Consider the following 25,535-nt stretch of genomic DNA (forward strand, 5'->3'; position numbering starts at 1 on the left):
AAAAAGCAGCGTTAGAAATCGATGCCGAAGTGGAAGAATATGCGACGGGTGTTCGGGTAGCTGGCCACGTCAACCTGAGCTAGGTTAGATACCGCGCCAAAGTTCGATACCTCAGGGTCGTAGCCTACATAATCCGTCCAGGTCAGCAAATTGTTCCCCGACACGCCCACGCGGATGTTGGACACGTAATCTTTAAATAAAGACGTGCGGAAGCTAGCCGGCAGCGAGTAGTACAGCGAGGCTTCGCGCAGACGCACGTAGCCCGAGTTCTGAATAAACTCGCGGGCCGTCAGACCCGCGCGGTAGATACCGTTCGGAACCACGGTGCCATCGTCGTTGCGCTGGCCGCTGTCGCCGCTCCAGTCCTCCGTGGTGCCGCCTTCGTCCTTGAGCAGGCGGCTCAGGTTGCTGGTGTAGCCATCCTTCTTCCAGTGGAATAGGAACGACAGTTCCAGGTTCTTAGCAATGGTCAGCGAGTTTAAGAACGACATCTGAAACGTAGGCTGGGCTTCCTCGTAGCGTGTCAAACCGCTGAAGTTCGGGCTGTTTGGGTCGTTAGGAGTTCCGTACCAGCGCGAGGGCGATTCGCCTACCACAAACACGTTACGGCCGAACGTGGCGCCGAAACCCAGTCCGGTGTTGAAGGGCGGCACCACCAGCGGCGTTTCATTGAGCTTGGTGACTTCGGTACGGTTAAACCAGAACTGCGTCGAGGACGTCCAGTTGAGAATGCCTGTGCGTACCGGGTTGGCATTCAAAGCCAGTTCCAAACCGCGGTTCTGCAGGTCGCCAACATTATAAGCGCGGATAGACGTCAGGCCGGTGCCAGGAGCCAATCCGTAGGTGTTGATCAGATCAAACACCTTTTTGTTGTAGACCGTCGCTTCAAAGCCAATGCGGTTATCGAAGAAGCCCATGTCCAGACCGGCTTCCAGTTCGGTAGCGCTTTCCGGTTTCACCTCGGGGTTACCCAATAGCGTGGAAGGCAGCAGGCCGGGCCGCCCGCCCGTTGAAATGGGATTGAGCGGTGAGTACAGGGCGTTGAAGAACGCCGGGCCGCCGGTGGCGCCGTACGCCACGCGCAGCTTCACCAAGTTCACCGGCTCCACGCTCCAAAAGTCAAACTTGGCCACATTGACAGCCAGCGAAGCTTTCGGGAAAGCGTAGTATTTATCCGGGTCGCCGTTGCGGTTCGACTTATCGAAGCGGATGCCTGCCGTCGCCACCACTTGGTCGCGGAAGTTGGCCTCTTGCTGAGCTACGAAGCCTACGTCGGCCTCCTGCGTCAGGAAGGTTTCCTGCGTGGTTACGGTGCCCCGGTTAGGGGTGTAGGGCGGGCCAGGCGACAGGTTCTGGCCTTGCGCATAGGTTAGGTCCTGCCTTTGCGATAGGCGCACCGTACCCACCTGCGAGGTCAGGTTCAGCGCATCGCCCAGCTTCCAATCATAGATCAGGAAGCCCTGCAGATTGGTGTTGAAGAAGTTGTTTTTGGCCAGGCGAGCTACCCCCGGCAGCGGACGTGCCCGCTGCGACTGCATGTCGCCGGGCAAGGCCAGCAGAGCTTCCGAAGCTGAGTAATCGACCCCACCCTGCACGGCGAAGCGCAACGAGGTAGCCTCCTTGTCAATTATCCGCACCGTCAGGCTGCCCGTCTGCACGAAGCGGTTGGTGCTTTCTTCGTTGATGGAGCGCTCCACCACGGCCAACGGGTTGTCACCGGTGTAGGGCGAATCCGGGAACTCACCCTTTTCGTTGGGAAACAACTGGGCATAGCTGGGTGTGTAAGCTAGGTTGTAACCCAGCGAAATGCCGTTGTTGTCGTTGCCGGCAAAGCCACGGCGGTTCACCGAGTTGAGGTAGTTGCCGCCTAGGCCAATATCCACGCGCTGGCCGATCTTGTGGTCTACGTTCAGGCGCAGGGAGTGGCGCTCAAACCCAGTGCGCTTCACAATGCCATCCTCTTTGGAAGTGGCGCCAGCTAGGTAGAATCGAGTACGGTCGTTACCGCCGGATACGCTCAGGCCAGTGTTGCGCAGAAAAGCGGTATTGCCGAAAACTTCTTTCTCGTAGTCGTAAATCCGGCCCGATGCCTGCGCACTTGCCAGAGCGGCTTTCTCCTGAGCCAGGCGGTTGCCAGCGTAAAACTGCTCCAGTTTGGCATCGGTCCAGTCCTCCTTGCCCAGCAGGCGCCAAGCTTTGGCAAAGCCCAGGTCTTGGTTAAAGCTAATGCGGGTTTTGCCGGCCTGCCCACGCTTGGTCCTTATGACGATTACCCCATTGTTAGCCCGCGTGCCGTAGATGGCGGCGGCGCTCGGCCCTTTCAGCACCTCGATGCTTTCGATGTCATTAGGATTTAAGTCGGCCAGACGGTTGATGCCGTTGTCCTGAGTGGTTCGGCCCGTACCCGCCGCAGCACCCGAAAAGGCAGCTGAACCGGCTCCGTTACCAAAGTCAGCGTTGACGGCATACACCCCATCGATAACATACAGCGGCTGGGCCGAGCCGTTCAGGGTGCTGATGCCGCGTAGTTGCACTGACATACCCCCGCCGGGGGCGCCACTGGTTTGCGAGATATTAGCACCTACCACCTTGCCGCTCAACGCTGCATCTACCGTTACCGGACGGGTGCTGCCTACCAGTTCTTTGGCCGAGATAGTGGTTATGGCGTTTGCGAGATTTGAACGCTTGATTGAAGTAGCCAGACCAGTTACAACTACTTCTTCAATTTGACGAGTGTCAGTTTGCAGACTAACGTCGATAGATGAGGCGTCTCCTATAGGTTTCTCAACTGCGCGAAAACCTACGGAGGTAAAGGACAAAGTGGTTGCCGAGGTCGGAACGCTCAGGGTATAAGCACCATTGGCATCAGTAGAGGCCCCTATGGTGGTGCCCTTCACGATGACCGTGACGCCGGGTAAGCCCTGCCCATTGGACGCGTCAAGAACCCGTCCCGAAATGGTCCTGCTTTGCGCCGCCGCCTCGTGCACCATTAACGGTGCCGCGAGCAGAGACGCTATTAGAAGTTTTTTCATTGGTTATGGTGAGTGATGGTGAATGAGTGTGACCAAACCTAACATTATTTTGTCTGAAATATCAAAAACGGCAATTCTGCATTCATATCGTAGTAATACTTAATTCACACTACATTATTTCAAATCACCTATTAGTCATAGAATTAGAAGCGCAACTGTTCAGCTACTCGCACCGCTCACTATAATAGGTTCACTGTTGGCAACTGCTCTGAAATTACACTATACTTGCTACTGGGAACATGGCTTTTGTCAGTTCTCCCCCGCCCACCTACCCCACCAACCTTTTTTTTACATGAAGAAAACTCTACTCATGAGTCCTTTGCTCATGATTTCTTTGCTGCAGCCCGCAGCAGCCCAGGTTCGGAGCATCTCCGGCCGGGTGTACGATCGTACCAGCGGCGAGGCCCTGCCCGGCGCAACGGTGCTCGTAAAAGGAACTTCAGCAGGCGTTTCAACCAATGCCGACGGCACTTTTACCCTAGAAGTACCGGCCGGCGGCACCACACTGGTTATTACCTCGGTTGGCTACTTGCTAACCGAGCAGCAGCTCGGCAAACAATCCCGGCTCGACATTGGCTTGGCGCCCGACCTCAAGCAGCTTAAGGAAGTGGTAGTAGTAGGCTACGGCGAGCAGTCGAAGACCTTGATAACAACGGCGGTTTCTACCATCGACAATAAGCAGTTTCAGGGGCAGCCCGCTACGGGTGTCGACCAGATTTTGCAGGGTCGCGCCTCGGGTGTTCAGGTAACGTCCAGCTCGGGTACGCCCGGCGGCGGCGTATCGGTACGAATTCGCGGCAACAACTCCATTACGGCCGGCAGCCAGCCGCTGTACGTGGTTGACGGAACCCCGGTGTTGTCGGGCAGCTATTCCGACATCGGCACCGGCGGCCAAGCCCTGAATGCGTTGTCGGACATCAACCCGAACGACATTGCTTCCATCGAAATTCTAAAGGATGCTTCGGCAGCGGCCATCTACGGGTCGCGCGGGTCGAACGGCGTTGTTCTGATTACCACCAAGCGGGGACAGTCAGGCCGTACGAAGCTCAACTTCGATATGTACGTGGGCACCCAGGAGGTCATTAAGAAGCGTGAACCGTTGCCTGGTAATGAGCTTGTACAGCTTATTAGGGAGGCCTACGGAAATGTTAATGAAGCGATTGGCGGTTTACCGCCCGATACAACTGATATTAATACCAACTGGCAAGACGAAATCTTCCGTTCAGCGCCTATTTCGAATTATACCCTCACTTTATCGGGGGGCGATACCAAAACCAAAATACTAGCTACGACTTCCTATTATGATCAAAAGGGAATCGTCATTGGCTCTGGCTACAAGCGCGGCAGCGGGCGTTTGAATATCGATTTCAACATTTCTGACAAGGTGAAAATCGGCACTAACATTGGTTTGAGCCGCTCATTAAGCAACCGTATCTACAACGATAACAACATTTACGGTGTAGTGTCCGGAGCAATTCTGGTAGGATCTTACGTGCCTGTACGAAACCCCGATGGCACGTTTGCAAGTGAACCAACCGGTGCTAACCCCGCCGCTAACCCTGTACAACAAGCAACGGAGGCCGTTTTTGATTCTCGTTCCACACGCTTGGTAGGAAATACTTTTGTAGAGTATGAACCAATTCGCGACCTGCGTATTCGAACCAACTTTGGCACCGATTATATCAATGTTAAAGAAGACCAGTTCGAACCAAGCACATTACCACAGGCTTTTGCTTCGCGTGGCGCAGGCACATCCAATAGCCGTTCGGAGATACTATGGCTGAATGAAACAACAGCTCGTTATAACCGCACCTTCAACAGCGACCATAATCTTAGCTTGCTACTAGGGGCTAGTGTGCAAAGTAATTACCAAGAAGGCCAGCAAACGAGTACTACTAACTTCCCTGGCAACGACATTAAAACGGTGGGCGCGGGTGCTGTAAACGTAGGCGCTGCTTCCGACATTACCGAATGGAGCCTCGTTTCGGGCTTTAGCCGCCTGAACTACGATTACAAAGGAAAATACATTGTTCAAGGCTCTATACGCCGCGATGGTTCATCCCGCTTTGGTCGTAACAACCAATATGGCTGGTTCCCGGCTACTTCAGTTGCTTGGCGCATTGGTCAAGAAGGTTTCCTCACTTCTTTCACCACACTGAGTGAATTGAAGTTACGCGCGGGTTACGGACGCACTGGCAACCTCAACATTGCAAACTTTGCTTCGCGGGCCTTATGGTCACCAAGTTACTATGGCAACTTTGCCGGTCTCGCCCCCACCCAATTTGGCAATGATGATTTGACTTGGGAGAAAAGCGGCGAGTATAATGTAGGCTTAGATTATGGTTTTTTTGACAACCGCATCTTGGGCTCGGTTAACGCATTCTCACGTAAATCAATTGACCTGCTCCTTAATCGGCAAGTTCCGTCCTCTTCGGGTTACAGCACCCGTGCCGAAAACTCCGGTGCAGTTACAAGTAAGGGATTGGAATTCGATTTGACCACCGACAATATCCGTGGTGCAAATGGGGCATTCAATTGGACCACCAACTTGAACTTATCGATCATCCGCAATAAGATTACTCAACTGGCAACGGACAATCAATTGCAGGGTTTTGGCAGTATTCTGAAAGTTGGGCAACCACTAGGCGCATTCTACGGCTATCGCGTCGACCGTATATACCAGAGTATAGAGGAAATCAATGAAGATAATCGTATGGCCCGCCAATTAGCCGGCCGGCCCGATGACGCCTCTATCTTCTATCAATTCATTTCTCCTACAGTTGGCAACAACCGCGGCAGAGGAACCATGCCGGGAGACATTCGATTCAAGGACCTAGACGGCGACGGGAGGATTACCTCCGCCGATCAAGAAATTATCGGTTCGGCTCAGCCTAAGTTCTTTGGAGGCATGACCAATACGTTGAACTGGAAGGGCTTCGATTTAAGCTTCTTTGTGCAGTTCACATACGGCAACGATATGTACAACAGCACAAAGGACTTCGGCGAAAGCATGTCCTCTGTGTTTGGCCAGTTTGCTACCGTTCGCGACCGGTGGAAATCCGCAGATGAACCAGGTAACGGCAAACTACCTCGTGCAGCCAAGGGCGACCCAAACAGCAACCGTCGAGACAGTGACCGTTACGTGGAAGACGGCTCTTACGCGCGCTTGAAAACCGCTACACTGGGTTACAACTTACCTACCCATTGGCTTAGAAAAGCACATGTGCAGTCGGCTCGCATTTACTTGGCAGGTCAGAATTTGTTGACCTTCACCAACTACTCTGGTCTAGACCCCGAGGTAAGCACTTTCAACACCACCAACACGGCGTTGGGCACCGACTTTCTCACTTTTCCCCAAGCCCGTACTTACCAGTTGGGTTTCAACTTGGGCTTCTAACCAAATTTGAACTCTCGCCGGATGAAAATTCGTCAAAAAGCTATCTGTATGGCCCTATTAAGCCTACTGATGAGCATCACTTCCTGCAAGGATTTTCTTGATGTGTCCCCTCGCAATCAAGTAGAAAATGATAAAATGTTCGGCAACCCACAAAGTGCCGAAGCTGCAGTGCTAGGTATTTATGGGGGGCTATCGTCAGCCAATTATTTGGGGCTACGCTATCCTTTGTTTGCTGACCTAGCTGCCGATAACCTAGCTTGGAGTGGCACGTTTACTACGTTTAATGAAATTGACAACGCGAGTATTCAGCCAAGTAACGGCGAGGTAACGGCAATGTGGGCCGCCATATATGCGGATATCAATGCTGCTAACAACGTCATAGAACGTGTTGCTACCACACCGGGCTTACCGAAAAATCTCGCAAGGCAATATGTAGCAGAGGCTCGTGCCTTGCGTGCCTTCAACTACTTTAACTTAGTTCGTTACTGGGGAGGGGTCCCTCTGATTTTGCAGCCCACTAAATCACAAGAACCGATTTCCGTTTTAAGCGTGCCGCGTAGTACAGTAGACGATGTTTACAATCAGGTCCAATTAGATCTGGATTCGGCTCAGGTTAGTCTGCCAAACACCTCATCAGTTACACGCATTAACAAGTGGGCTGTACTTGGTCTGAAAGCCCGTTTAGCACTGTACCGGCGTAACTGGCCAGTTGCCGCTGCTCACTGCGATTCTATCCTAAAAAACCTAGCCTACACCCTCGAACCTAATTATCGTAATCTTTTCGAGAGCGGGTTGACGAAGGAAAGCATATGGGAAGTTGACTTCACGGAAACTAACCCAAGCCAGTATGCTTTTTTCATGTTTCCCAATAGCTTCGGCGGACGATTAGAGGTAACGCCAAACGGATCCACCGGTAATTTGGCAACTGCAAGCACAAATGGCACTTCCTTTGAAGCTCGTACAGATCGGCGCTATGCAGCGACCTTATCTCAGAACTTCCAACTGAATGGTCTCGCAGTACCTTCCAATACGGTTGTTAAGTACGATGACCCCGGCAATGGCAACGACAACTACATCATTCTGCGTCTTGGGGAAATTATTCTCACAGCAGCAGAGGCTAAAGCGGAACTTGGTCGCGTATCTGAAGCACTAGCACATCTCAACACTATTCGTGCACGGGCTGGCTTGACGGCAAGAACTACTACATCACAATCGTTGCTTTTAACGCAGATTGAGCGCGAGCGACGCGTTGAACTTGCCTTAGAGGGACACCGCTGGTTTGACTTAAAGCGTCGGAACAGAGTTCAAACAGTATTAGGCCCACTTGTTCCAAACCTATCTCTGAGTCGTGACCGGGAGTTATTTCCTATTCCAGCTCGTGAGCTGACCAACAACACCGCTTTAGCAGGAAACCAGAATCCAGGGTACTAACCCCCCTGTCACATTCAGAAACAGCCCTGACTTTACGTAGTTGGGGCTGTTTTATTTTTATTTCTTACAGTTTTTATTCTTCTCTATTGTAACAATGAGTACAGGGAGAGTATTTTTAAGAAAAACTTTCTCTTTCATACACACTCAACTTCGTATGAACAAACTCTTACTGGGTTTAATACCCTTGGTGGGCATTGCCCACCATGCGGATGCCCAAAACCGCCAGATCAGTGGTCGGATAACCGACCGTGCGACTGGGGAAGGACTACCCGGGGTCACCGTATTGCTTAAAGGCACAACCAACGGTGTCTCCACTAACTCTGATGGCAGCTTCTCGCTAAGCGTACCGGCTAGCGGCGGAACCCTGCAAATCAGCTCTGTAGGTTACGCAACCATCGAGCGTGCCATTGGAACCGAAGACCGCATTGATGTGGGCATTTCCGCCGACACCAAGCAACTGAGCGAAGTAGTAGTAACGGCTCTGGGTATCGAGCGTGACACCCGCTCTCTGGGCTACGCTACGCAGGAAATTAAGGCTGATCAGATTTCCCAGAAATCGGAGCCTAACGTTCTCAATGCCTTGCAGGGCAAAGTGGCAGGGGTAAACATCACGGGTTCCAGCGGTCTGGCAGGTTCGTCTACGAACATCAATATCCGCGGCATTACTTCGCTACAGAACGGCAACCAACCTCTGTTTGTAGTTGACGGTATTCCGATCAGCAATGACCTTGACCGTACCAACGGTGGCCCGCTCGGCACTTTGGGTGCAGCTCAAACGTCGAACCGTGCCCTTGACATCGATCCAGAAAGCATCGCCAGCATAAACATCCTTAAGGGTCCGGCTGCCGCTGCGTTGTATGGCTCGCGGGCTTCCTCAGGTGCTATCATTATTACCACTAAAACGGGTCGTTCAGCTAATAAGAAGACGGAAGTAACCGTTACTTCCAGCTTGAACGTGCAAAACGTATATGGTATTGCCGAGTTGCAGGATGAATACGGCCAGGGCACCCAGGGCGTTAACATCACCACCGATGGCCTAGGAAACGTGAATACGGGTTCCCGTGCTTCTTGGGGACCTCGCTATGGCACAACGCCTACACAAGCCAACGGCTTGTTGCTAGCCGATGGCAGCGTCTTAGATTATCGGCCGTACGATAACATTGAGAATTTCTACCGCCAGGGTCGCATTCTGACCAACGGAGTAAACATCGCGGGTGGCAACGAGGATCAGAACATTTCGTTCAACGCTACCAATACGGATCAGAAAGGCATCGTAGAGAGCTCGGAGCTCAACAGAACCAACGTATCGTTGGGTGGTAACGTTAAGCTGATTAACAAGCTTCGCGTTGGCGGCTCGGTTAACTTTGTTCAAACAAACCAGACCGGTCCCCAAATCGGCAACGGCGGCTCAGCTTTTGGTCAGATTGGAGCCATTCCGCGTAGCTACGACCTGCAAGGGCTTCCTTCGCAGGACCCAATTACGGGGGCTAACATCTTCTTCCCTGGAGCTGACAACCCGTACTTCAACCTGCGCAATAACCCGACTACTTCCAACCTGACGCGCTTCATTAATGTAGCTAACATGAGCTACGATTTTGCGCCTTGGTTGAATGTTACCTACCGCGCTGGTCTCGACACATACACGGACCGGCGCCGTCAGGTGTTTGCCTTAGGCTCTAACCGCGCGCCTGGAGGTTTGATCCGAGACGAAGCGTTTATTCGTAGCGAGATTAACGGCGACTTACTGGTAACGCTGAAAAAAGACAATATTTTGACTGAAGGCTTCAACGCTTCGTTGTTGCTAGGTCAAAATATCAACCAGCGTCGTTTGCAAAGAATTACGTCGCAAAGCGAAGCTATTATTGAAGGGCTTCCGAATGCTGCAGCTGGCACCGTTTTTTCAAACGGAACGGGTGAATTCTCGAATGTGCGCCGTCTTCTCGGCTACTACTCGCAGCTATCGTTGGCTTACAACAACTACCTGTTTCTGGAACTGACGGGACGCGTAGACCAATCATCAACGCTGCCAGTTAATAACAACACGTTCTTCTACCCGGCCGCAACGCTGGGCTTCGTGTTCAGCGACGCGTTTAAGATTTCCAACGACATTTTCTCGTACGGTAAGATTCGAGCAAACGTGGCTCAGGTGGGTAGAGATGCTGATCCTTACTCGCTGGAAACCTACTACGTTGTAGGAACGCAAGGAAATAACGTTGCCGGTATCAACTTCCCCTTCACCGCCGCTGGCACTACCTATTCGGGCTTCGGAATCAACAACGTTCTTGGTGGAGGCACAGCACTAACGCCGGAGTTTACCAAGTCGTTTGAAGTAGGCACAAACTTGGGCTTCTTCAACAACCGCTTGACGTTTGACCTGACTTATTTTGCTACCCGCAGCGAAGATCAGATTCTACCCGTAACCGTTGCGTCGTCTTCTGGTTATACCCAACGTTTCACCAACATTGGCCGGGTAGACAACAAAGGTTTTGAAGGCTTGGCCGTAATTACGCCGATCCGAACCAACGACTTCCGTTGGGATGTCAACCTAAACTACACCCGCATCCGTAACGAAGTTGTTTCAATCGCCCCAGGCGTAACAACGGCCTCCATTAATGGCAATGCTTTTACTGGCAGCATTCCCTCGTTCCGGGTGGGTGAAGCTTATGGTGTAATCATTGGTGGCCGTGTACCCCGCGTTCCTGCGATTAACCCCGTTACTGGTAATGCCAACGACCCTAGTCTCGTGGGCCGCTACATTATCAACCCTGCTACGGGTGCTTTCGACACCAACTTGGTTGCGAATGAAATTCTTGCTGATCCTAACCCAGAATGGCAGGGCGGTATTACGAACTCATTTACTTACCGCGGTGTTTCGCTTTCGTTCCTCGTAGATGCTAACGTGGGTGCTGAACTTCTTTCTTTCACCAATGCCCAATTAAAGGCTAACGGTGCCATGAAGGAGACGGCGGAGAATCGTGATGCACCACGCGTGATTCCAGGTGTGATTCAGAACGCTGACGGTACGTACCGTGAGAACAACATTCAAATCGATGCCCAGCAGTACTATGGTGCTATTGGCGGTTTGCAAAGTGAGTTCAACGTGTACGATGCCACAGTTTACCGTTTGCGCGAACTTTCTCTGGGCTACGCTTTGCCAAAGAGTCTGCTGGAACGCACGCCTTTTGGCGGCGCTAGCATCACGCTCACTGGGCGCAATGTGTTCTTCTACGCTCCCAATGCTCCCTTTGATCCGGAGATTAACTCACAAGGCGCGGGTAACATCCGTGGCCTGGAAGCCCAGAGCCCGCCTAATACGCGGAACTACGGTGTGAACCTCCGTTTCACTTTCTAATCTGTGATTTTCACTTCTCATGAAAAATAAACACTTACTTGGCCTTGCTCTCGCTGCTAGCTTAGTGATGAGCACCGCGAGTTGCAGTAAGGACGAGTTTCTGGACGTCAATAAAGACCCTAACAGAACCACTGCCATTGGCCTACCGGTTCAGTTGACTAACATCATCGTTAGTACTGGTTTTACTGTTGGCAATGACATCGGGCGCGTAAGTTCTTTGCTGGTTCAGCATATGGCAGGTGCCATTAACCAGCCGGCGACCTACGATGTGTACAATATCCGGGGGGCTTTCGATAACCAATGGAACTTTGAACTGTACAATGGAACATTGGTCAACTCGAAACGGCTAATTGATCAAGCGGAACTTGCCAACAGCCCGGCTTATGCTGGTATTGGTAAGTTGTTGTTGGCGTACAATTTTGCATTGACCACGGATATGTGGGGCGATATCCCCTACTCCCAAGCTCTGCAGGGCTTAAACAACCTCGCGCCGCGTTTTGACAAGCAGGAAGATATTTACAAGGGTAACTCCTCAAAAAATATCAAAGGCCTGATTGAGTTGGTACGTGAGGGCTTGGCTGACCTTGACAAACCTTCTGCATTGACTCCTAGTGGGGCTGCCGATCCTGCTTACGCAGGCAACATAGCCAAGTGGAAGCAAATGGGTAACACGCTGTTGCTCAAGCTTGCTACTACCATGAGCAAGAGAGAGCCCGCTCTGGCTGGCTCCATTATTAACTCGGCGCAGGCAGGAGCCATTACAACGAACGCAGACGATTTTCAGGTACCGTTCGGTACGGCAGTTGGTAACCGCAACCCTTTGTTTGAGTACAACTTCGTTACTCGTCAAGACGACCAACTGCTTAGCCAGCGTTTGCTCGACAGCATGGCTTTACGCAACGACCCGCGTTTGCCTGTTTTCTTTAACACTACACAACCCCGGACGGCTACGGTAAATACTACCGGCACCATTACTCCATTTGGTACCTTCACGGGTTTCCAGAATGGCGCTAATGCTCCATTACCAGCCCGCATACCAGTTACTACTAATACTGCTCTCACGAACCGTTCACGCTACAACGTGTACATCCGTGGTGCGCAAGGCGAAGCTCCTGTTCGTATTTTGACCAACTTCCAGCGTCTCTTCATCTTAGCTGAAGCAACGCAGAGGAACCTTCCTGGTTTCACTCCGCCGGCAGGTGCAACTGCTCAGTCGTTGTATCGTGATGCTATCCGCGCTTCCATGACGAAGGCTGGTATTACTGATGCCGCTGTAACTGCTTACTTTACTGCAAACCCAGCAGTAGCCAACTTAAGCACTAACTCTGAGCGGGCCTTGAATCAAATCCTGACCCAGAAATGGATTGCATGGGTAGGCAATGGGTACGAAGCTTACAACGACTTCCGTCGCACGGGTTACCCACGTTTGGCTTTGGTGGACAACCCAGCTGGCGATGATCCAACGGTCATTCCACAACGCTTGCCTTACCCGAACACCGAAATTAACGCAAACAACGGTGCAGAAGGTCTGGATCCGAATATCAGAACCAGCGCACGGGTGTGGTGGGCTCAATAATTGCGGAGACAGTCCATTCACTTCGAACTTGACTTGACATGAAAAACCGATTGATCAGACTTTTTAGCCTGGTTTTGCTTGCCACCACTGCTTTTTCTTGCGAAAAAGAGTACGACGACAAAAACCTGGATCCACTGGCTCCCAGCTTAGCTGAAATCCCAGTTACGGTAACTAATGCCAATTACTTTGAGCGCTTTCCGGTGATTGAAGTTAAAGGCAACTCCACTCCTCCGCCTCCACCCGCTACAACTCCTGTTGCGGCGGCTCCTACTGTGGCTGCACCTGGTGCTTTTTCTATCACCTTTTCCATTCCTTCGGACAGAGGAACGATTAAGGAAATCACCCGAGTTGCTACTGGAAACAACGGTTTGACTGTGATACAAACGGGTGCGGCAGCAGCTCAGTTGAATTACAATGGTAATGCGGCGGCGCCGGCTACTGTTCCTGTTCAAGGAAATGGCACCAACACCATCACGTTTACATCGTCGTTGCTGGATTTTGCTAACTACCGTACACGAGTAGGTACAGGTGCAGGCCTAGCTCCTTTGTATGCCACCAACCCACGGGCCCCTACGCAAAACTTGTATTACTTTCTGTTGACCCTGAATACTCCAAATGGCGAAGTTCAGGTAATTCCGATGGCAGTGCGTGTACGCGTAGTTGCATAGTCTACTGTAACCGATTTGCTTAGTAAAAAAGCCTGGCTTATAGCCAGGCTTTTTTACTGTAATACAATATTGGAAAACTGTCTAGCCTTTTTTAGTGAGATAGGCATTTTAGTCTTTGTGAAGTTCCTGCTTTTTGCAACAGCTGCTCTAAAGCTGTGTACTGTTACATATCCTGCAAGTGTAGTACAGGACTCTCCCCGTGCGATGGTATTTTTTTTACCCAGTCAACTATTTTTCTGGCTACTTGATTGACCGGTAGTAATTCACCCTCCTTGTGCAAAGTAATAAATCTACTAACCCCACTGAACTGACTTTGCTTCGCGCCACGAATCTGTGCCTGCATATCTGTATCAATAACACCCGGAGCTAGGCTGCGTATGCGCACCCTGCTACCGCGCAGGTCCTGCTCTTTCTGAGCTACTTGGCTGAGCATGTCCAGAGACGCTTTAGAAGCGCAGTAGGCGCCCCAGCCATCTACAGGTCGTTGAGCTGCTCCGCTGCTAATGTTGAGTACCGTGCGCCGGGCAACTGACCCACTATAAGCACTCAGGAAGGTATTCATAAGCATGGCAGGGGCAATGGTGTTTATGCTAAAGACAAACTCGTAATGCTCGTTTTGCTGCTCCCCGACGTACCCTATTTCGCCGATGACTCCAGCGTTATTGATAAGCGTGATGGACTCGGCGTCGGTATAGTGAGGAAATATCTTGTAGAGGTTGTGTTGTACGGCCGTCAGGTCAGACAGGTCCAAGGGCTGATGCCGGTAACGCGCGTGCTCAATGGTAGCATGGCGGGACACGCCCAGCACGGCAGTATGAGGCTGGGATAAGGCTTCTAAGGCCAAGGCTTTACCTAGTCCTTGGCTTGCACCGGTGATGATGTAGTAATGCATACAATTCAGTGTTGAAGTACCAAAAGCAGGAAGTGCCGCCTAAGAGCCCGGCTGCTTTCCGCAACAGATTAGCGGTAGCACGGCGGGCCGTTAAACGGCACTTCGGGATGGGGTGTTATCCAGCCTTACAGAATGTACTGGCTCAGGTCGCGGTTTTTGACCATGCCCTGCAACCGCTCATCTACCAAGGCTGCCGTAATCTGAATACGGGCATTGGCACCGATTTTATCGGGGACATCGAACAGAATATCATTCAGCAGGCGGCTCATGACGGTATGGAGCCGGCGCGCCCCAATGTTTTCCATTTCGCTGTTCACATCGAAGGCTATCTGGGCGAGGCGCTCCAGGGCGGCATCGTCGAAAAGCAATTCTACTTCCTCGGCCTTGAGTAGGGCTTCGTACTGCTTGGTAAGCGCGTTTTTGGGGTCTTTCAGGATGCGGTAAAAATCGTCCTTGGTGAGGCTTTGCAGCTCTACGCGGATGGGAAAACGGCCCTGTAGCTCGGGAATGAGGTCGGAGGGTTTGCTGACGTGGAAGGCCCCGGCCGCGATGAACAGAATGTGGTCGGTGTGCACGATGCCGTACTTGGTGTTCACGGCCGATCCTTCGACGACGGGCAGCAAGTCGCGCTGCACGCCTTCGCGGCTCACGTCGGGGCCGCCCTTCTGGGTGGTGCTGCTGGCTACTTTATCGATTTCGTCGATGAAAATGATGCCCGCGTTTTCGGCCAGCCGAATGGCTTCGTCCTTTACCTCGTCCATGTCGATGAGCTTGGCGGCTTCCTCATCGAGCAGGATGCGCCGGGCTTCGGCAATGGTAACCTTGCGCTTGCGGGTTTTCTTGGGCATCATCGAACCCAGCATGTCCTGTAGGCCAGCTAGCGACGCTTCGTCGATGCCGGTCTGTCCGCCCATCATGCCTAAAGCCGGACTGGCCGACTGCTGTACTTTGATGTCGATAAAACGCTCTTCCAACTCACCTTGGCGCAGCTTTTCCCGAAACCTCTCGCGCGTGCGCTCATTCAATTCGGCATCCGAGCTGGGCATTTCCTCGGAGTTGCCCATGTCACCAAAGCCCACCGACGACGGCTTTATTACCGAACTACCAATACCCGGTAACGGCGGAATGAGCGCGTCTAGAATGGCATCTTCCACGAGCTGGGCCGCTTGGGTTTTTACGGCCTCTTTGCGGCGTTGCTTCACCAGGTTAACGGCCTGCTCGGCCAAGTCGCGCACCATGCTTTCCACGTCGCGGCCTACGTAACCTACTTCGGTGAACTTGCTGGCCTCCACTTTGGTGAATGGCGCATCGGCAATAGCCGCGAGGCGACGGGCAATTTCGGTTTTGCCCACGCCGGTAGCGCCAATCATAAGTATGTTGTTGGGTACGATTTCGCGCTGCATATCGGCGGGGGCGTGCAGGCGGCGCCACCGGTTGCGCAGGGCAATGGCCACGTTGCGCTTGGCATCGTGCTGGCCGATGATGTATTTGTCGAGTTCGGCCACAATTTGGGCCGGGGTGGGGAAAGTGGCTGAATCTAACATAGGCGAAGGGCGACGCGCATGACGTCGGCAGTGTAGATACTAAGCGAATGGCTTGGGGTTGCCTGCACAGCAAAAACCGGAGCGGGCATCCTCTGCGTGTCGTTCTGGCAGAAAGCCGTGGGCGGGGCTAAAAACGCGAAGCCCCGGCTTATAAGCCGGGGCTTCGCCTGAATGTTAACAGCAAGTCCTACTTCACTCTTTCTTACCAAATAGCTCGTCGATGTTACGCGAAAGGGTGAGGTAGTTAGCCGCGCCTGACGTGTGGTAATAGGCGCGCGTGTACTCGAACTGGTACTGACTCAGCTTCAGCAACACCCCAAACGCCAGCCCGGCACCGCCGGAGGTGTTGTCGAGGCGCAGCTCGCGGCGGCGCAGGTGGTTGTAGCTCACGCGTACGTTTAGGCCCTTGCTCAGTAGTAACTCCCCTCCTATCACAAAGTGGCGGGCAATTTTGTCGCCGGTGCTTTTCTTCTGGGTTTTTCGTTCGCCGTCGAGGGTTTGCCGGTTGGTTTGGGCCGTATCGAGGTACACGATATCGAACTGCGTGAGGTGGTGCGCCGTGACGGTAAAGCGCAGCGGCATGTGCTCGGGCTTGATGGTAAGTCCCAGCTGCACGTCGAGCGGGAGTGGCTCCCGTTCGGCGCCCTCGAAAGGCTTGATTTGGTAACCGAGGTTTTTAACGGCCAAGCCCACCGAGAAATCCTGCTTGGGGTGCTTAAACACGCCGCCGATGTCGGTAAGCAACGCCATGGAATGGTTACCGGCAATACCGGCCACCGCGAAACGGGCAGTGCCGGCCAGCGTAATGGGGCCCATGGTGTGGGCATTGGCCACGCTGAGGTGGTAATCGTTCACCGAAAATTCGCCCATGGGGTTGCCGGCGGGGTCGTACATGGTAAAGTCGCCGTAGCTGAGGTACGACAGCCCGAAGCCCCAGCGCCCGAGCTTGTCGGTATTGCGGGCGTACACGGCGGTGCTTTGCCGGATGTCGGCCAGGTAGTCGCCGTAGCTCAGGGCGAGGCGGCCGTCGGTGTCGGCATTCAGCAAGGCCGGGTTGCCGTACAGCATGCCGGGGTCGTTGGTAGGGCCCGAAACGGCTACGCCGCCGAGGCCCGCCAGCCGGGCCGTAGGCGGCAATGCCAACGAATTAAACACCGACTGCCCGCCAATTTGCGCTTGCGCCGACACGGCAAGTGCGCATACGGGCAAAAACAAGACAAGAAAGCGGCGTAAGGGTCGAATCATCGTAGCTAAGATACAACAGGTTTGCGGGGGCATAACGCCACCGCGCTGGTTTTATGGTGGTGCGGCAGTAGTGAATTTACCGCCACTGGTTTCCTTGCAGCCCCCTTACCCAGCAGCCAATTAGAAACGCCGCGCCCCGCTCGAGAGGCTTTTCGAGCGGGGCGCGGCGTTTCTGGGTATTGCTACACTATTGCACTTCTACCTCGTGTACCGACAAAGGCGTCTGACTTTCCTCACGAACGGTCAGTTTCAGCGGCTTGCTCACCTTCTCGTCGAGCAAAGCCACGCGTAGCACGTCATCTACGCGGTCGACGTAATGGATTTTCAGGCCCTTCACGTATTCGGCGGCTATTTCGTGGAGGTCCTTGCGGTTCTTTTCGCAGAGAACAATGTCCACGATGCCGGCGCGCTTGGCGGCCAGGATTTTCTCCTTAATGCCGCCTACCGGCAGCACCTTGCCGCGCAGGGTTATTTCGCCCGTCATGGCGAGGTGCGAACGAACCTTGCGCTGCGTAAACACCGACGCAATGCTGGTGAAAATAGCAATGCCGGCCGAGGGGCCGTCTTTGGGCACGGCGCCTTCGGGGAAGTGAATGTGCAGGTCGTACTGATCGAAGAGGCGGTAATCGATGCCTAACTCCTCGGCGCGGCTACGCAGATACGAAAGCGCCGTTATGGCCGATTCCTTCATAACGTCGCCTAGTTGGCCCGAAAGGGTGAGTTTGCCCCGGCCCCGGCTCAATAAGCTTTCCACGAACAGAATGTCGCCGCCCACGCTGGTCCAGGCCAAGCCCGTTACCACGCCGGCCGTTTCGTTGTCCTGGTACAGGTCGCGGTCGAAGATGGGCACGCCCAGAATACGATTCACGTCTGCCGCCTCCAGCTTGCTCGGGAACGACTCCTCCATGGCCTTGTGCTTGGCAATGTTGCGCACCACGGCGCCCAGCTTGCGCTCCAAGCTACGCACCCCCGACTCGCGGGTGTAGTCATCGATTACCCGCGAAATGGCGGCGTTGCTGATGCTCACATCCTTTTGCGTCAGGCCGTGCTCGGTCACCAGCTTGGGCCAGAGGTGCTTTTTGGCAATCTGGGTTTTCTCTTCCAGCGTGTAGCCCGTCACATCAATAATTTCCATCCGGTCGCGCAGGGCCGGGTGAATGGTATCGAGCGAGTTGGCCGTGGCAATAAAGAGCACCTTCGAGAGGTCGTACTCCACCTCCAGGTAGTTATCGGTGAAGGTGGAGTTCTGCTCGGGGTCCAGCACTTCCAGCAGGGCCGATTGTGGGTCGCCGCGAAAATCGGCGCCTACTTTGTCAATTTCGTCGAGAATAATGACGGGGTTTGAGGCGCCGGCTTTCTTGATCTGCGAAATAATGCGGCCCGGCATGGCACCCACGTAGGTTTTGCGGTGCCCGCGAATTTCGGCCTCGTCGCGCACGCCGCCCAAGGACATGCGCACGTACTTGCGGCCGAGCGACTGGGCTACCGAACGTCCCAACGAAGTTTTGCCCACGCCGGGAGGACCGTACAGGCACAGGATGGGCGCCTTTAGGTCGTTCTTTAGCTTGAGCACGGCCAGGTATTCCAGAATGCGCTCCTTCACCTTTTCCAAACCGTAATGGTCTTGGTCGAGGATCTTGCGGGTGCGCTTCAGGTTGAAATTGTCCTTGGTGTACTCGCCCCAGGGCAAATCGAGCAGAAACTCCACGTAATTCAGACTCACCGGGTATTCGGCGGCCATGGGGTTCAGGCGGGAAAGTTTATCGAGCTCCTTGCCGAAATGCTTGGCCACGGTTTCGGGCCACTTCTTGGTTTTAGCGCGTGCTCGAAACTTGTCTACGTCCTGATCGGGGCCGTCGTGGCCCAGCTCGTCCTGCAACACCTTAAGCTGCTGGCGCAGGAAATAGTCGCGCTGCTGCTGGTCGATGTCAGTGTGAACCTTGCTCTGGATTTCGTGCTTGATTTCGAGCAGCTGAATTTCCTTGAGCAGCATCTCCAGCAGCTGCGTGCCGCGCTCGGCGCCGTCGTTGATTTCGAGCAGGCGTTGCTTCTGCCCCACTTCCACGTTCAGGTTCGACGACAGGAAGTGAATCAGGAAAGCGGGCGACTCGATGTTGTCCAGCGCTACTTGGGCCTCTTGCGGAATCTCGGGGTTGAGCTTCAGCATTTTGGTGGCCGCGTCCTTCAGCGACGACATAAGAGCCTTGAGCTCCTTGCTCACCCGCGTTGGCAACGACTCGGTCAGGTACGTAACGCGGGCCGAGAGGTAGGGCGTTTCGGAAGTTGGCTCGTCGAGCTGGAACCGCTGCTGGCCCTGAATGATGATGGTGGTGTTGCCGTCGGGCAGTTCCAGCACTTTCAGAATGCGAGCCAACGTACCTACCTGGTGCAGGTCGGTTACGGCGGGGTCTTCGGCGGTGCTGTTTTTCTGGGCAATTACCCCCACCAGCTTGTTCCCGCGGTACGCCCGACGGACCAGCCGAATGCTTTTTTTACGGGTAACGGTGACGGGCAGCACCACGCCCGGAAACAGCACCGTGTTGCGCACGGGCAGAATGGGCAACACGTCGGGCACCTCACTCACCTCGTTCTGGCCCTGCTCAGGGTCGGTGGAAACCAACGACACCATCTCGTCGGGGCCATCGGTCATGAGCAGAATCGTGTCGGGAAAGCGCGGATCGGATTTTTTTGTCATAAATAGCAGAGAGCCGCCAAGCCGTGCCAGAGTGGCAGGCCTGAAGCCGGAGCGCGGCAGCTAATTTTCGAAGATACAGCTTTGTCAAGAGCTATGCCACGGGTGCTGGCACCGCAATTTTCGGCCATGGCGGCACGTAGCGCCCCAAGTATCTGGCCAGAGCGGCAGTTAAATACCGGCACATGCCCGAAAAGGTATATTTTTGATACCGCGTTTCGCTTCCGCGGCCCGTTCGCCCTTACCCCGTTTATGTTTTTTCTCATTCGCCCGCTTTTCCTGCTCTTCGCGCTGCTGCTTACGGAGCGGGTGGCGGCCCAGCAGCCGGCCCCCATGCGGCAACGCGCCTTATCGGGCAAGGTTATACGGCAATTACGTGTACGAGCCGATGCCACGCCCGACTTTGTAAACGTGAATCGCATTGCCTACTTCGAAGACAAGAAGGCGTTGAAAGCTATTCAGAAGGCGGAGAAACGCAAGGCCTGGACCCAGGCCCGCGGCTTGCTGGAAACCTACGTGGCACAGTTCGGCATCCAGAATTTCTACAAAAACAACCAGATGCTGTGGCGCCTGGGCCAACTGTACGAGCGCGCCGGCAACGAAGCTAAAGCCAAAGCTTATTTCCGGCTGGCCCTTAAGCACCACCGGCAGGACGTAACCAAAATCCAGCTGTACTACGACTCGCTGGAGCAGAAAACCGCCGACCTCTACGTGCCCCTCAAGGTGTATTACGACATTGTGGAGTACCGAAAGAACATTGCCACCTTTCGACCGCCCAAGGGCGTGTACACCAACATGGGCTCGGGCATTAACTCCGATGTGGAGGACTACGGCCCGAGTTATAGCGACGAAGCCGGTCAGTTGATTTTCACTTCCAAGCGCAAGCGCCGCGGCATTCACGGCGTTATCGATGAGGATTTGTACGTGGCCAAACGCGAAGGCGAGCAATGGCTGGACGCCGAGCCGCTGCCCAAGCCCATTAACTCGCCCTACAACGAAGGCTCAGCCTGCCTGAGCAAGGACGGCACCACCATGTATTTCTCGCGCTGCGAGTGCCCCACCTGCCACGGCAACTGCGACTTGTTCGTGAGCAAGTTCAAAAACGGGCAGTGGTCGGTGCCGCAGAGCTTGGGCATGACCGTGAACTCGGCAGCCTGGGACTCGCAGCCCACGCTTTCCCGCACCGAGGACACACTGTATTTTGCTTCCGACCGCATCGGGGGCTTTGGCCTGTCGGACATTTGGTTTACCTACAAGCTAAAGAACGGGCAGTGGGCCAAAGCCCAGAACATGGGACCCATTGTTAACACCCGCGAGAGTGAGGTAAGCCCGTTTTACCACCCGCTCTACAACGTGCTCTATTTTTCGTCGCGCGGTCAGCTGCTGAACTTCGGCGACTTCGATATCTACAAGGCGTACCGTGTGGCAGGGCGTTGGCAGGAACCCGTTAACATCGGGCCGCTGGTAAACGGCAAGGGCTCGGAATATTACTTCACCATCGACGCGGCATCGAAGAACCTGTACTACGCCCGCTCCGAGGAAAAACAGCTAAAAAACCTCGACTTGTATTCCTTTCCGCTGCCTATGGAGGCCCAGCCGCTGGCCACCACGCACATCGAAGGCTCGCTCATCGATTCGGTCACGCAGAAGCCCCTAGGTGGCATCGTGAGCATCATCGACGTGGACAATGGCATTGAGGTGGCCTCGAAGTACATCCGACCCGATGGTACGTTTGATTTCGACCTCATCGACGGCTCGAAGTACATCATGCTCATCCAGAGCCCCGATTACTTCACGGTAGAAAAGAAGTTCGACTTGCAAGCCGATACGGTCATGAAGCTCATGACCACCAGCATTGACTACAACATTCCGCTGATTTTCCGCAACATCGAATTCGACGAGGGCAAGTCGAATATTCGGACCAGTATGCAGGGCACCCTCGACCGCATCGTACTATTCCTTGTCGACCACCCCGAAACGCGGCTGCGCATTGCCGGCCACACCGATGCCATGGGCGACTCCGAAGTGAACGAAAAACTCTCGCAGGACCGCGCCGATGCCATCCGCAAGTACATTGAGGCCAAGGGCAAACTGAAACCTAACCGCATCGAAAGCTTTGGTTACGGCAGTTCCCAGCCCATTAAGGATGAGGCCACCGAAGAAGACCGCCGCACCAACCGCCGCGTGGAATTCCGGTTGGTGAAGCCGCAAACGGAGCAAAAGCCCGCCGGTAAAGACGCAGGCGGCGGCTGGAACTAGAACGCTGCAGTTCGTCCTTTCTGGTCGATTCTAAAAGTGGTCGTTAAACGAAGAGGCCGACGAATTTCGCGCAGCTTTTGCAGAACAGGGGTATAGCGAAGATTACAGAACCTGCTTGCGCAAAGCCCTAGGTAGCCAACGTCAGCAGGGGAAGAATCCGATCCGGGCACGCGCATAGACTCGAATAAAGGTATAGCCACCCTCGCACCACCATCTGGCGCGGGCGTGCCTATAGTCTGTTCACATCTTTATGTGAGCTGGCCAAGCCAACCCTTACCGGTTGATTTGGCTCTCTGACTCGAGAATGTACCGCTACCTGATGAAAAGACTGATTACTACCCCACACCGGCTGCTCATGCCAGCCTTGATACTAAGCCTGAGTTTTGCCGCCACAGCCCAAACGCCCACTTCGGCGGGCTCCACCCGCTACCGGGCTACGTCCATCGGCATCTCCACGGGCTGGAATGCACCGTACGCCGCCGGCTTGGAGCTCAGCCATTTTATAACCCGTCAGTTGGATTTGAATGTGGGTGTAGGCACCGGCCTCAGCGGCAAAAAGTTCGGCGTAGGGGCACGCTACTTCGTGGCGCCGGAGCGTCGGCTTTCGCCCTACTTCGGGCTAAATGCAGTGTACTCGCCCGGCCGGCGCGACATCGAAGTAAATTCTTTGCCGGCTACCTCGGTTTTCGCTTCCGACCGCATCGGTACTTTGGAGGTGCTGCCAACCGCCGTGCTGCACCTACGCTCGGGACTGCGCTGGCAACCGGGCAAAAAACCGGGGCGCGTCGGGTTGCTCGGCAGCATCGGCTATGGTATTCGCAGCCGCAACCCCATGCGCTACACCATGTACGAGGGCGAGGCCGAACCCAGCCCCGAGTCGAAGCAAAACTACCGTTTCGTATTCGCTCCAGGGGGAGTAGAATTGTCGCTGGGCCTGAGCATAGGGCTAGGACAAAAGATGCGGGAATAGTTCGCGTCTACCAAATGCGCCGCCCCGGAGCCGGGTCATTGCCGAAGCGGCAGGGGCCCGGCTCCGGGGCGGCGCATTTGTTCGCGGCAGCTACCACCTACCAGCTAAGCACTTGCGCCTCGTTGCCGTCGCGGAACAGGGCGCTTTGCTTTTTGCCGTTGGCCTCCACGTTCACAATGTTCATCTGGTCCGGAAACAGGTCGAGCATTAGGCGCTGCTGCAGCCGCACGCCTTGCATGGGCCGGGGCAGTTTCACGGTGAAGAACAGCCAGTGCGCATCGTTTTCCTTTTCCATACCCAGGTATTTGAGCGGAATATCTTCGCCGGGCTTGCCCGAGAAAACAACGGTACGCCGCAAGTAAGCCGCAATTAGCGGCTGCACCTCTACCGGCGAAGCTTGCCCAAGCGTAATGGCCCGCGGCTGCCCTACAGACAGCGCCTTCTCTAAGTCGTCGGTAAATACCTTGAGGGCCACCTCCAACTGCTGGGTTTTACCGTTCACCTTCACCTCCATAATGCTGGCGTGGTAGGCGTGAGCAAAGGCCGCCACGCTGAGCAGCAAGGCAGCAACAACGGCAACAAGGCGACGGGGCATCCGAAGAAAACGCATAGAAGAAAGGAGAAAGACCTTACCGCGACCAAACGAGTGCCGCGGGGCAAGTCGTTCAAACCGGGTAAGGTCTTTGGGTACGGCACCTTCCTGAGTTGCCAGGAAGGCACGCTGTATGTGAGTGGTAGCTTAGAAGAACGACTTGAAGATGTCGTTGAAGAACACGAATACCATCAGCCCCAAGAGCAGCACCATGCCCACTTTTTGGGCGTTTTCGAGGAATTTATCCGATGGCTTACGGCCCGAAAGCATTTCGTAGGTGAGGAATACCACGTGGCCGCCGTCGAGGGCGGGAATGGGCAGCAGGTTCATGAAGGCCAGCACCATGGACAGCATGCCGGTGAGCGTCCAGAACTTATACCAGTCGAAGGTGCTGCCGTAGGTTTGGGCAATGGCAATGGGGCCGCCCAGCGACTTACGGGCCGAAGCTTCGCCGCTGAAAATCTTACCGAATGCCTTCAGCTGCGCGCCAATAATGCCGAACGCCTGCTTGGTACCAGCCGGCACCGACTCGGCCAGGCCGTACTCGCGGGTAGCGTAGTTCAGCAGCGACTTGGGCCGGAAACCTACTTTGCCTTCTTCGTCCACGTTCACCGTGAGGGTCACGTTTTCGGTGCCGCGCTGCACCAGCAGCGGCGTGGGCTTGCCGGCGTTTTGCTTGAGCGCGGCCTGTAGCTGGGGGAAGAACTGAATGTCCTGGCTGGCTACGCGCAGAATTCGGTCGCCGACCTGCAAACCGGCTTTGGCCGCCGGGCCGGCGGGAACCACCTCGCCTACTGCGAAGGGGTCGTTGGGCACCACGAACAGCGCCTGGTCTTGGTCGGCCAGCTTGTCCATGAAATCGTTCGGCACAGCAATGTCTACCAACTGGCCGTTGCGGTCCACGGTGTAGTAAGCACCGGTTCCCATCACTACGTCGGGGGCATACACGTCGTTGAACTGCTCGAACGGACGGCCGTTGATCTTCACGATTTTGTCGCCGGGCTGAAAGCCAATCTGCTGACCCAGCTGGTTGGGCACCACGCCAAAACGCTCGGCCTCGCGGGCGGGCAGGTAACTCTCGCCGTAAATGAAGGTTAGCAGCGTGAAGATGAGGATACCCGTCAGCACGTTCACGATGATGCCGCCCAGCATAACGATCAGGCGCTGCCAGGCTGGCTTGGCCCGGAACTCGTAGGGCTGGGGTTCCTGCTTGAGGGCATCGGTGTCGAGGGACTCGTCCACCATGCCGGTAATCTTCACGAAGCCGCCGAGGGGCACGGCGCCAATCATGTACTCGGTTTCCCCGATTGTCTTGCCAAAAATCTTCGGCGGAAAGCCGATGGAGAATTTCTCCACGCGCATTCCAAACCACTTGGCCGACAGCATGTGCCCTGCTTCGTGCACGCCCACCAAAATGGTGAGGCCCAGCAGCAGCTGGCCGGCCATTACCAAAATATCCATCTATTGTTTGTTGTCAGTTGAGAGTTGTCAGTTGTTAGTCGGTTTTGCGCCAGGCGAAGGCAGTAGGGTACGGTAATAGCGAATGAAACCTTGCAGCAATTTGCGGCACTCGCCTATTTCAATTAGCACCGCAGCGAGTTGCTCGCCCGAAAGGTACTGCTGATCGGAGGCCAGATAACACTGTGTTTCTAGTTCAAAAAGCGAACCGCGGGCAATGAAGAGGAATTGTATGGTGTCGCGGGAATGTTGTCGGCCGCAGCCTTCGGCAATATTCGAAGGTACCGAAACAGCCGCCCTGCGCATTTGGTTAGTCAGGCCCAGTAGCTCTTCACGCGGGAAGAAGCGGGTGAGGTCGTAAATGGCTGCTACCAGCACCCGACTACGCTGCCATACCTGCAACTCCGTGTAAGGACGATCGAGCATG

At 54.6% G+C, this 25,535-nt stretch carries 15 protein-coding genes; 7 read left to right on the forward strand and 8 right to left on the reverse strand.

Going from position 1 to position 25,535, the window contains the following annotated elements; genetic code table 11:
• Positions 1–11: 11 nt before the first annotated feature.
• Entirely contained in the window at positions 12–3,032 is a 3,021-nt protein-coding gene (locus ABD903_RS04055; RefSeq protein ID WP_345221634.1) for a SusC/RagA family TonB-linked outer membrane protein, read from the reverse strand.
• A gap of 292 nt (positions 3,033–3,324) precedes the next feature.
• Between ABD903_RS04055 and ABD903_RS04060 the strand changes: the two genes are divergently transcribed.
• From ABD903_RS04060 to ABD903_RS04080, 5 genes are all read left to right on the forward strand, one after another.
• On the forward strand, positions 3,325–6,429 hold the full coding sequence (locus ABD903_RS04060) for a SusC/RagA family TonB-linked outer membrane protein (RefSeq protein ID WP_345221636.1): 3,105 nt from the start codon (positions 3,325–3,327) through the stop codon (positions 6,427–6,429).
• 21 nt (positions 6,430–6,450) lie between these two features.
• Positions 6,451–7,860, forward strand: a complete 1,410-nt coding sequence (locus tag ABD903_RS04065; RefSeq protein WP_345221638.1) for a RagB/SusD family nutrient uptake outer membrane protein — start codon at positions 6,451–6,453, stop codon at positions 7,858–7,860.
• A 154-nt stretch (positions 7,861–8,014) separates the two neighbouring features.
• Entirely contained in the window at positions 8,015–11,212 is a 3,198-nt protein-coding gene (locus ABD903_RS04070) for a SusC/RagA family TonB-linked outer membrane protein (protein ID WP_345221639.1), read from the forward strand.
• A gap of 19 nt (positions 11,213–11,231) precedes the next feature.
• The gene (locus ABD903_RS04075) at positions 11,232–12,788 is read left to right on the forward strand and encodes a SusD/RagB family nutrient-binding outer membrane lipoprotein (RefSeq protein WP_345221641.1); all 1,557 of its coding nucleotides are present in this window, start codon (positions 11,232–11,234) and stop codon (positions 12,786–12,788) included.
• 38 nt (positions 12,789–12,826) lie between these two features.
• Entirely contained in the window at positions 12,827–13,456 is a 630-nt protein-coding gene (locus tag ABD903_RS04080) for a hypothetical protein (RefSeq protein WP_345221642.1), read from the forward strand.
• A 163-nt stretch (positions 13,457–13,619) separates the two neighbouring features.
• Here the strand turns inward: ABD903_RS04080 and ABD903_RS04085 are convergent, their stop codons facing one another.
• From ABD903_RS04085 to lon, 4 genes are all read right to left on the reverse strand, one after another.
• The gene (locus ABD903_RS04085; RefSeq protein WP_345221643.1) at positions 13,620–14,348 is read right to left on the reverse strand and encodes an SDR family NAD(P)-dependent oxidoreductase; all 729 of its coding nucleotides are present in this window, start codon (positions 14,346–14,348) and stop codon (positions 13,620–13,622) included.
• Between the two features lie 125 nt (positions 14,349–14,473).
• Complete coding sequence (hslU, locus tag ABD903_RS04090) at positions 14,474–15,892, reverse strand: ATP-dependent protease ATPase subunit HslU (RefSeq protein WP_345221645.1); 1,419 nt, start codon at positions 15,890–15,892, stop codon at positions 14,474–14,476.
• Positions 15,893–16,084: 192 nt separating this feature from the next.
• A complete protein-coding gene (gene porQ / locus ABD903_RS04095) occupies positions 16,085–17,137 on the reverse strand; it encodes a type IX secretion system protein PorQ (RefSeq protein WP_345221647.1) in 1,053 nt (350 codons plus the stop codon).
• Between the two features lie 187 nt (positions 17,138–17,324).
• Positions 17,325–19,832, reverse strand: coding sequence for an endopeptidase La (gene lon / locus ABD903_RS04100; RefSeq protein WP_425555388.1), 2,508 nt, complete (start codon positions 19,830–19,832; stop codon positions 17,325–17,327).
• Positions 19,833–20,081: 249 nt separating this feature from the next.
• Between lon and ABD903_RS04105 the strand changes: the two genes are divergently transcribed.
• Together ABD903_RS04105 and ABD903_RS04110 are read left to right on the forward strand one after the other, a co-directional pair.
• Positions 20,082–22,088 (forward strand): OmpA family protein, encoded by a 2,007-nt coding sequence (locus ABD903_RS04105; RefSeq protein WP_345221648.1) that lies wholly within the window; start codon positions 20,082–20,084, stop codon positions 22,086–22,088.
• Between the two features lie 319 nt (positions 22,089–22,407).
• Positions 22,408–23,058, forward strand: a complete 651-nt coding sequence (locus ABD903_RS04110) for a hypothetical protein (protein WP_345221650.1) — start codon at positions 22,408–22,410, stop codon at positions 23,056–23,058.
• A 97-nt stretch (positions 23,059–23,155) separates the two neighbouring features.
• Here the strand turns inward: ABD903_RS04110 and ABD903_RS04115 are convergent, their stop codons facing one another.
• From ABD903_RS04115 to ABD903_RS04125, 3 genes are all read right to left on the reverse strand, one after another.
• Positions 23,156–23,668 (reverse strand): DUF6702 family protein, encoded by a 513-nt coding sequence (locus tag ABD903_RS04115; protein WP_345221652.1) that lies wholly within the window; start codon positions 23,666–23,668, stop codon positions 23,156–23,158.
• Between the two features lie 129 nt (positions 23,669–23,797).
• Entirely contained in the window at positions 23,798–25,111 is a 1,314-nt protein-coding gene (gene rseP, locus ABD903_RS04120) for an RIP metalloprotease RseP (RefSeq protein ID WP_345221654.1), read from the reverse strand.
• Between the two features lie 27 nt (positions 25,112–25,138).
• Positions 25,139–25,534, reverse strand: a complete 396-nt coding sequence (locus tag ABD903_RS04125; RefSeq protein ID WP_345221656.1) for a four helix bundle protein — start codon at positions 25,532–25,534, stop codon at positions 25,139–25,141.
• Position 25,535: the final 1 nt, after the last annotated feature.

This window comes from Hymenobacter koreensis, assembly GCF_039541855.1.
GTDB lineage: Bacteria > Bacteroidota > Bacteroidia > Cytophagales > Hymenobacteraceae > Solirubrum > Solirubrum koreensis.

What these genes read in the sequence shown, in the direction of transcription:
- ABD903_RS04055 (WP_345221634.1), bottom strand. Translation starts at nt 3,032, where the DNA reads ATGAAAAAACTTCTAATAGCGTCTCTGCTCGCGGCACCGTTAATGGTG.
- ABD903_RS04060 (WP_345221636.1), top strand. Translation starts at nt 3,325, where the DNA reads ATGAAGAAAACTCTACTCATGAGTCCTTTGCTCATGATTTCTTTGCTG.
- ABD903_RS04065 (WP_345221638.1), top strand. Translation starts at nt 6,451, where the DNA reads ATGAAAATTCGTCAAAAAGCTATCTGTATGGCCCTATTAAGCCTACTG.
- ABD903_RS04070 (WP_345221639.1), top strand. Translation starts at nt 8,015, where the DNA reads ATGAACAAACTCTTACTGGGTTTAATACCCTTGGTGGGCATTGCCCAC.
- ABD903_RS04075 (WP_345221641.1), top strand. Translation starts at nt 11,232, where the DNA reads ATGAAAAATAAACACTTACTTGGCCTTGCTCTCGCTGCTAGCTTAGTG.
- ABD903_RS04080 (WP_345221642.1), top strand. Translation starts at nt 12,827, where the DNA reads ATGAAAAACCGATTGATCAGACTTTTTAGCCTGGTTTTGCTTGCCACC.
- ABD903_RS04085 (WP_345221643.1), bottom strand. Translation starts at nt 14,348, where the DNA reads ATGCATTACTACATCATCACCGGTGCAAGCCAAGGACTAGGTAAAGCC.
- hslU (WP_345221645.1), bottom strand. Translation starts at nt 15,892, where the DNA reads ATGTTAGATTCAGCCACTTTCCCCACCCCGGCCCAAATTGTGGCCGAA.
- porQ (WP_345221647.1), bottom strand. Translation starts at nt 17,137, where the DNA reads ATGATTCGACCCTTACGCCGCTTTCTTGTCTTGTTTTTGCCCGTATGC.
- lon (WP_425555388.1), bottom strand. Translation starts at nt 19,832, where the DNA reads ATGACAAAAAAATCCGATCCGCGCTTTCCCGACACGATTCTGCTCATG.
- ABD903_RS04105 (WP_345221648.1), top strand. Translation starts at nt 20,082, where the DNA reads ATGTTTTTTCTCATTCGCCCGCTTTTCCTGCTCTTCGCGCTGCTGCTT.
- ABD903_RS04110 (WP_345221650.1), top strand. Translation starts at nt 22,408, where the DNA reads ATGAAAAGACTGATTACTACCCCACACCGGCTGCTCATGCCAGCCTTG.
- ABD903_RS04115 (WP_345221652.1), bottom strand. Translation starts at nt 23,668, where the DNA reads ATGCGTTTTCTTCGGATGCCCCGTCGCCTTGTTGCCGTTGTTGCTGCC.
- rseP (WP_345221654.1), bottom strand. Translation starts at nt 25,111, where the DNA reads ATGGATATTTTGGTAATGGCCGGCCAGCTGCTGCTGGGCCTCACCATT.
- ABD903_RS04125 (WP_345221656.1), bottom strand. Translation starts at nt 25,534, where the DNA reads ATGCTCGATCGTCCTTACACGGAGTTGCAGGTATGGCAGCGTAGTCGG.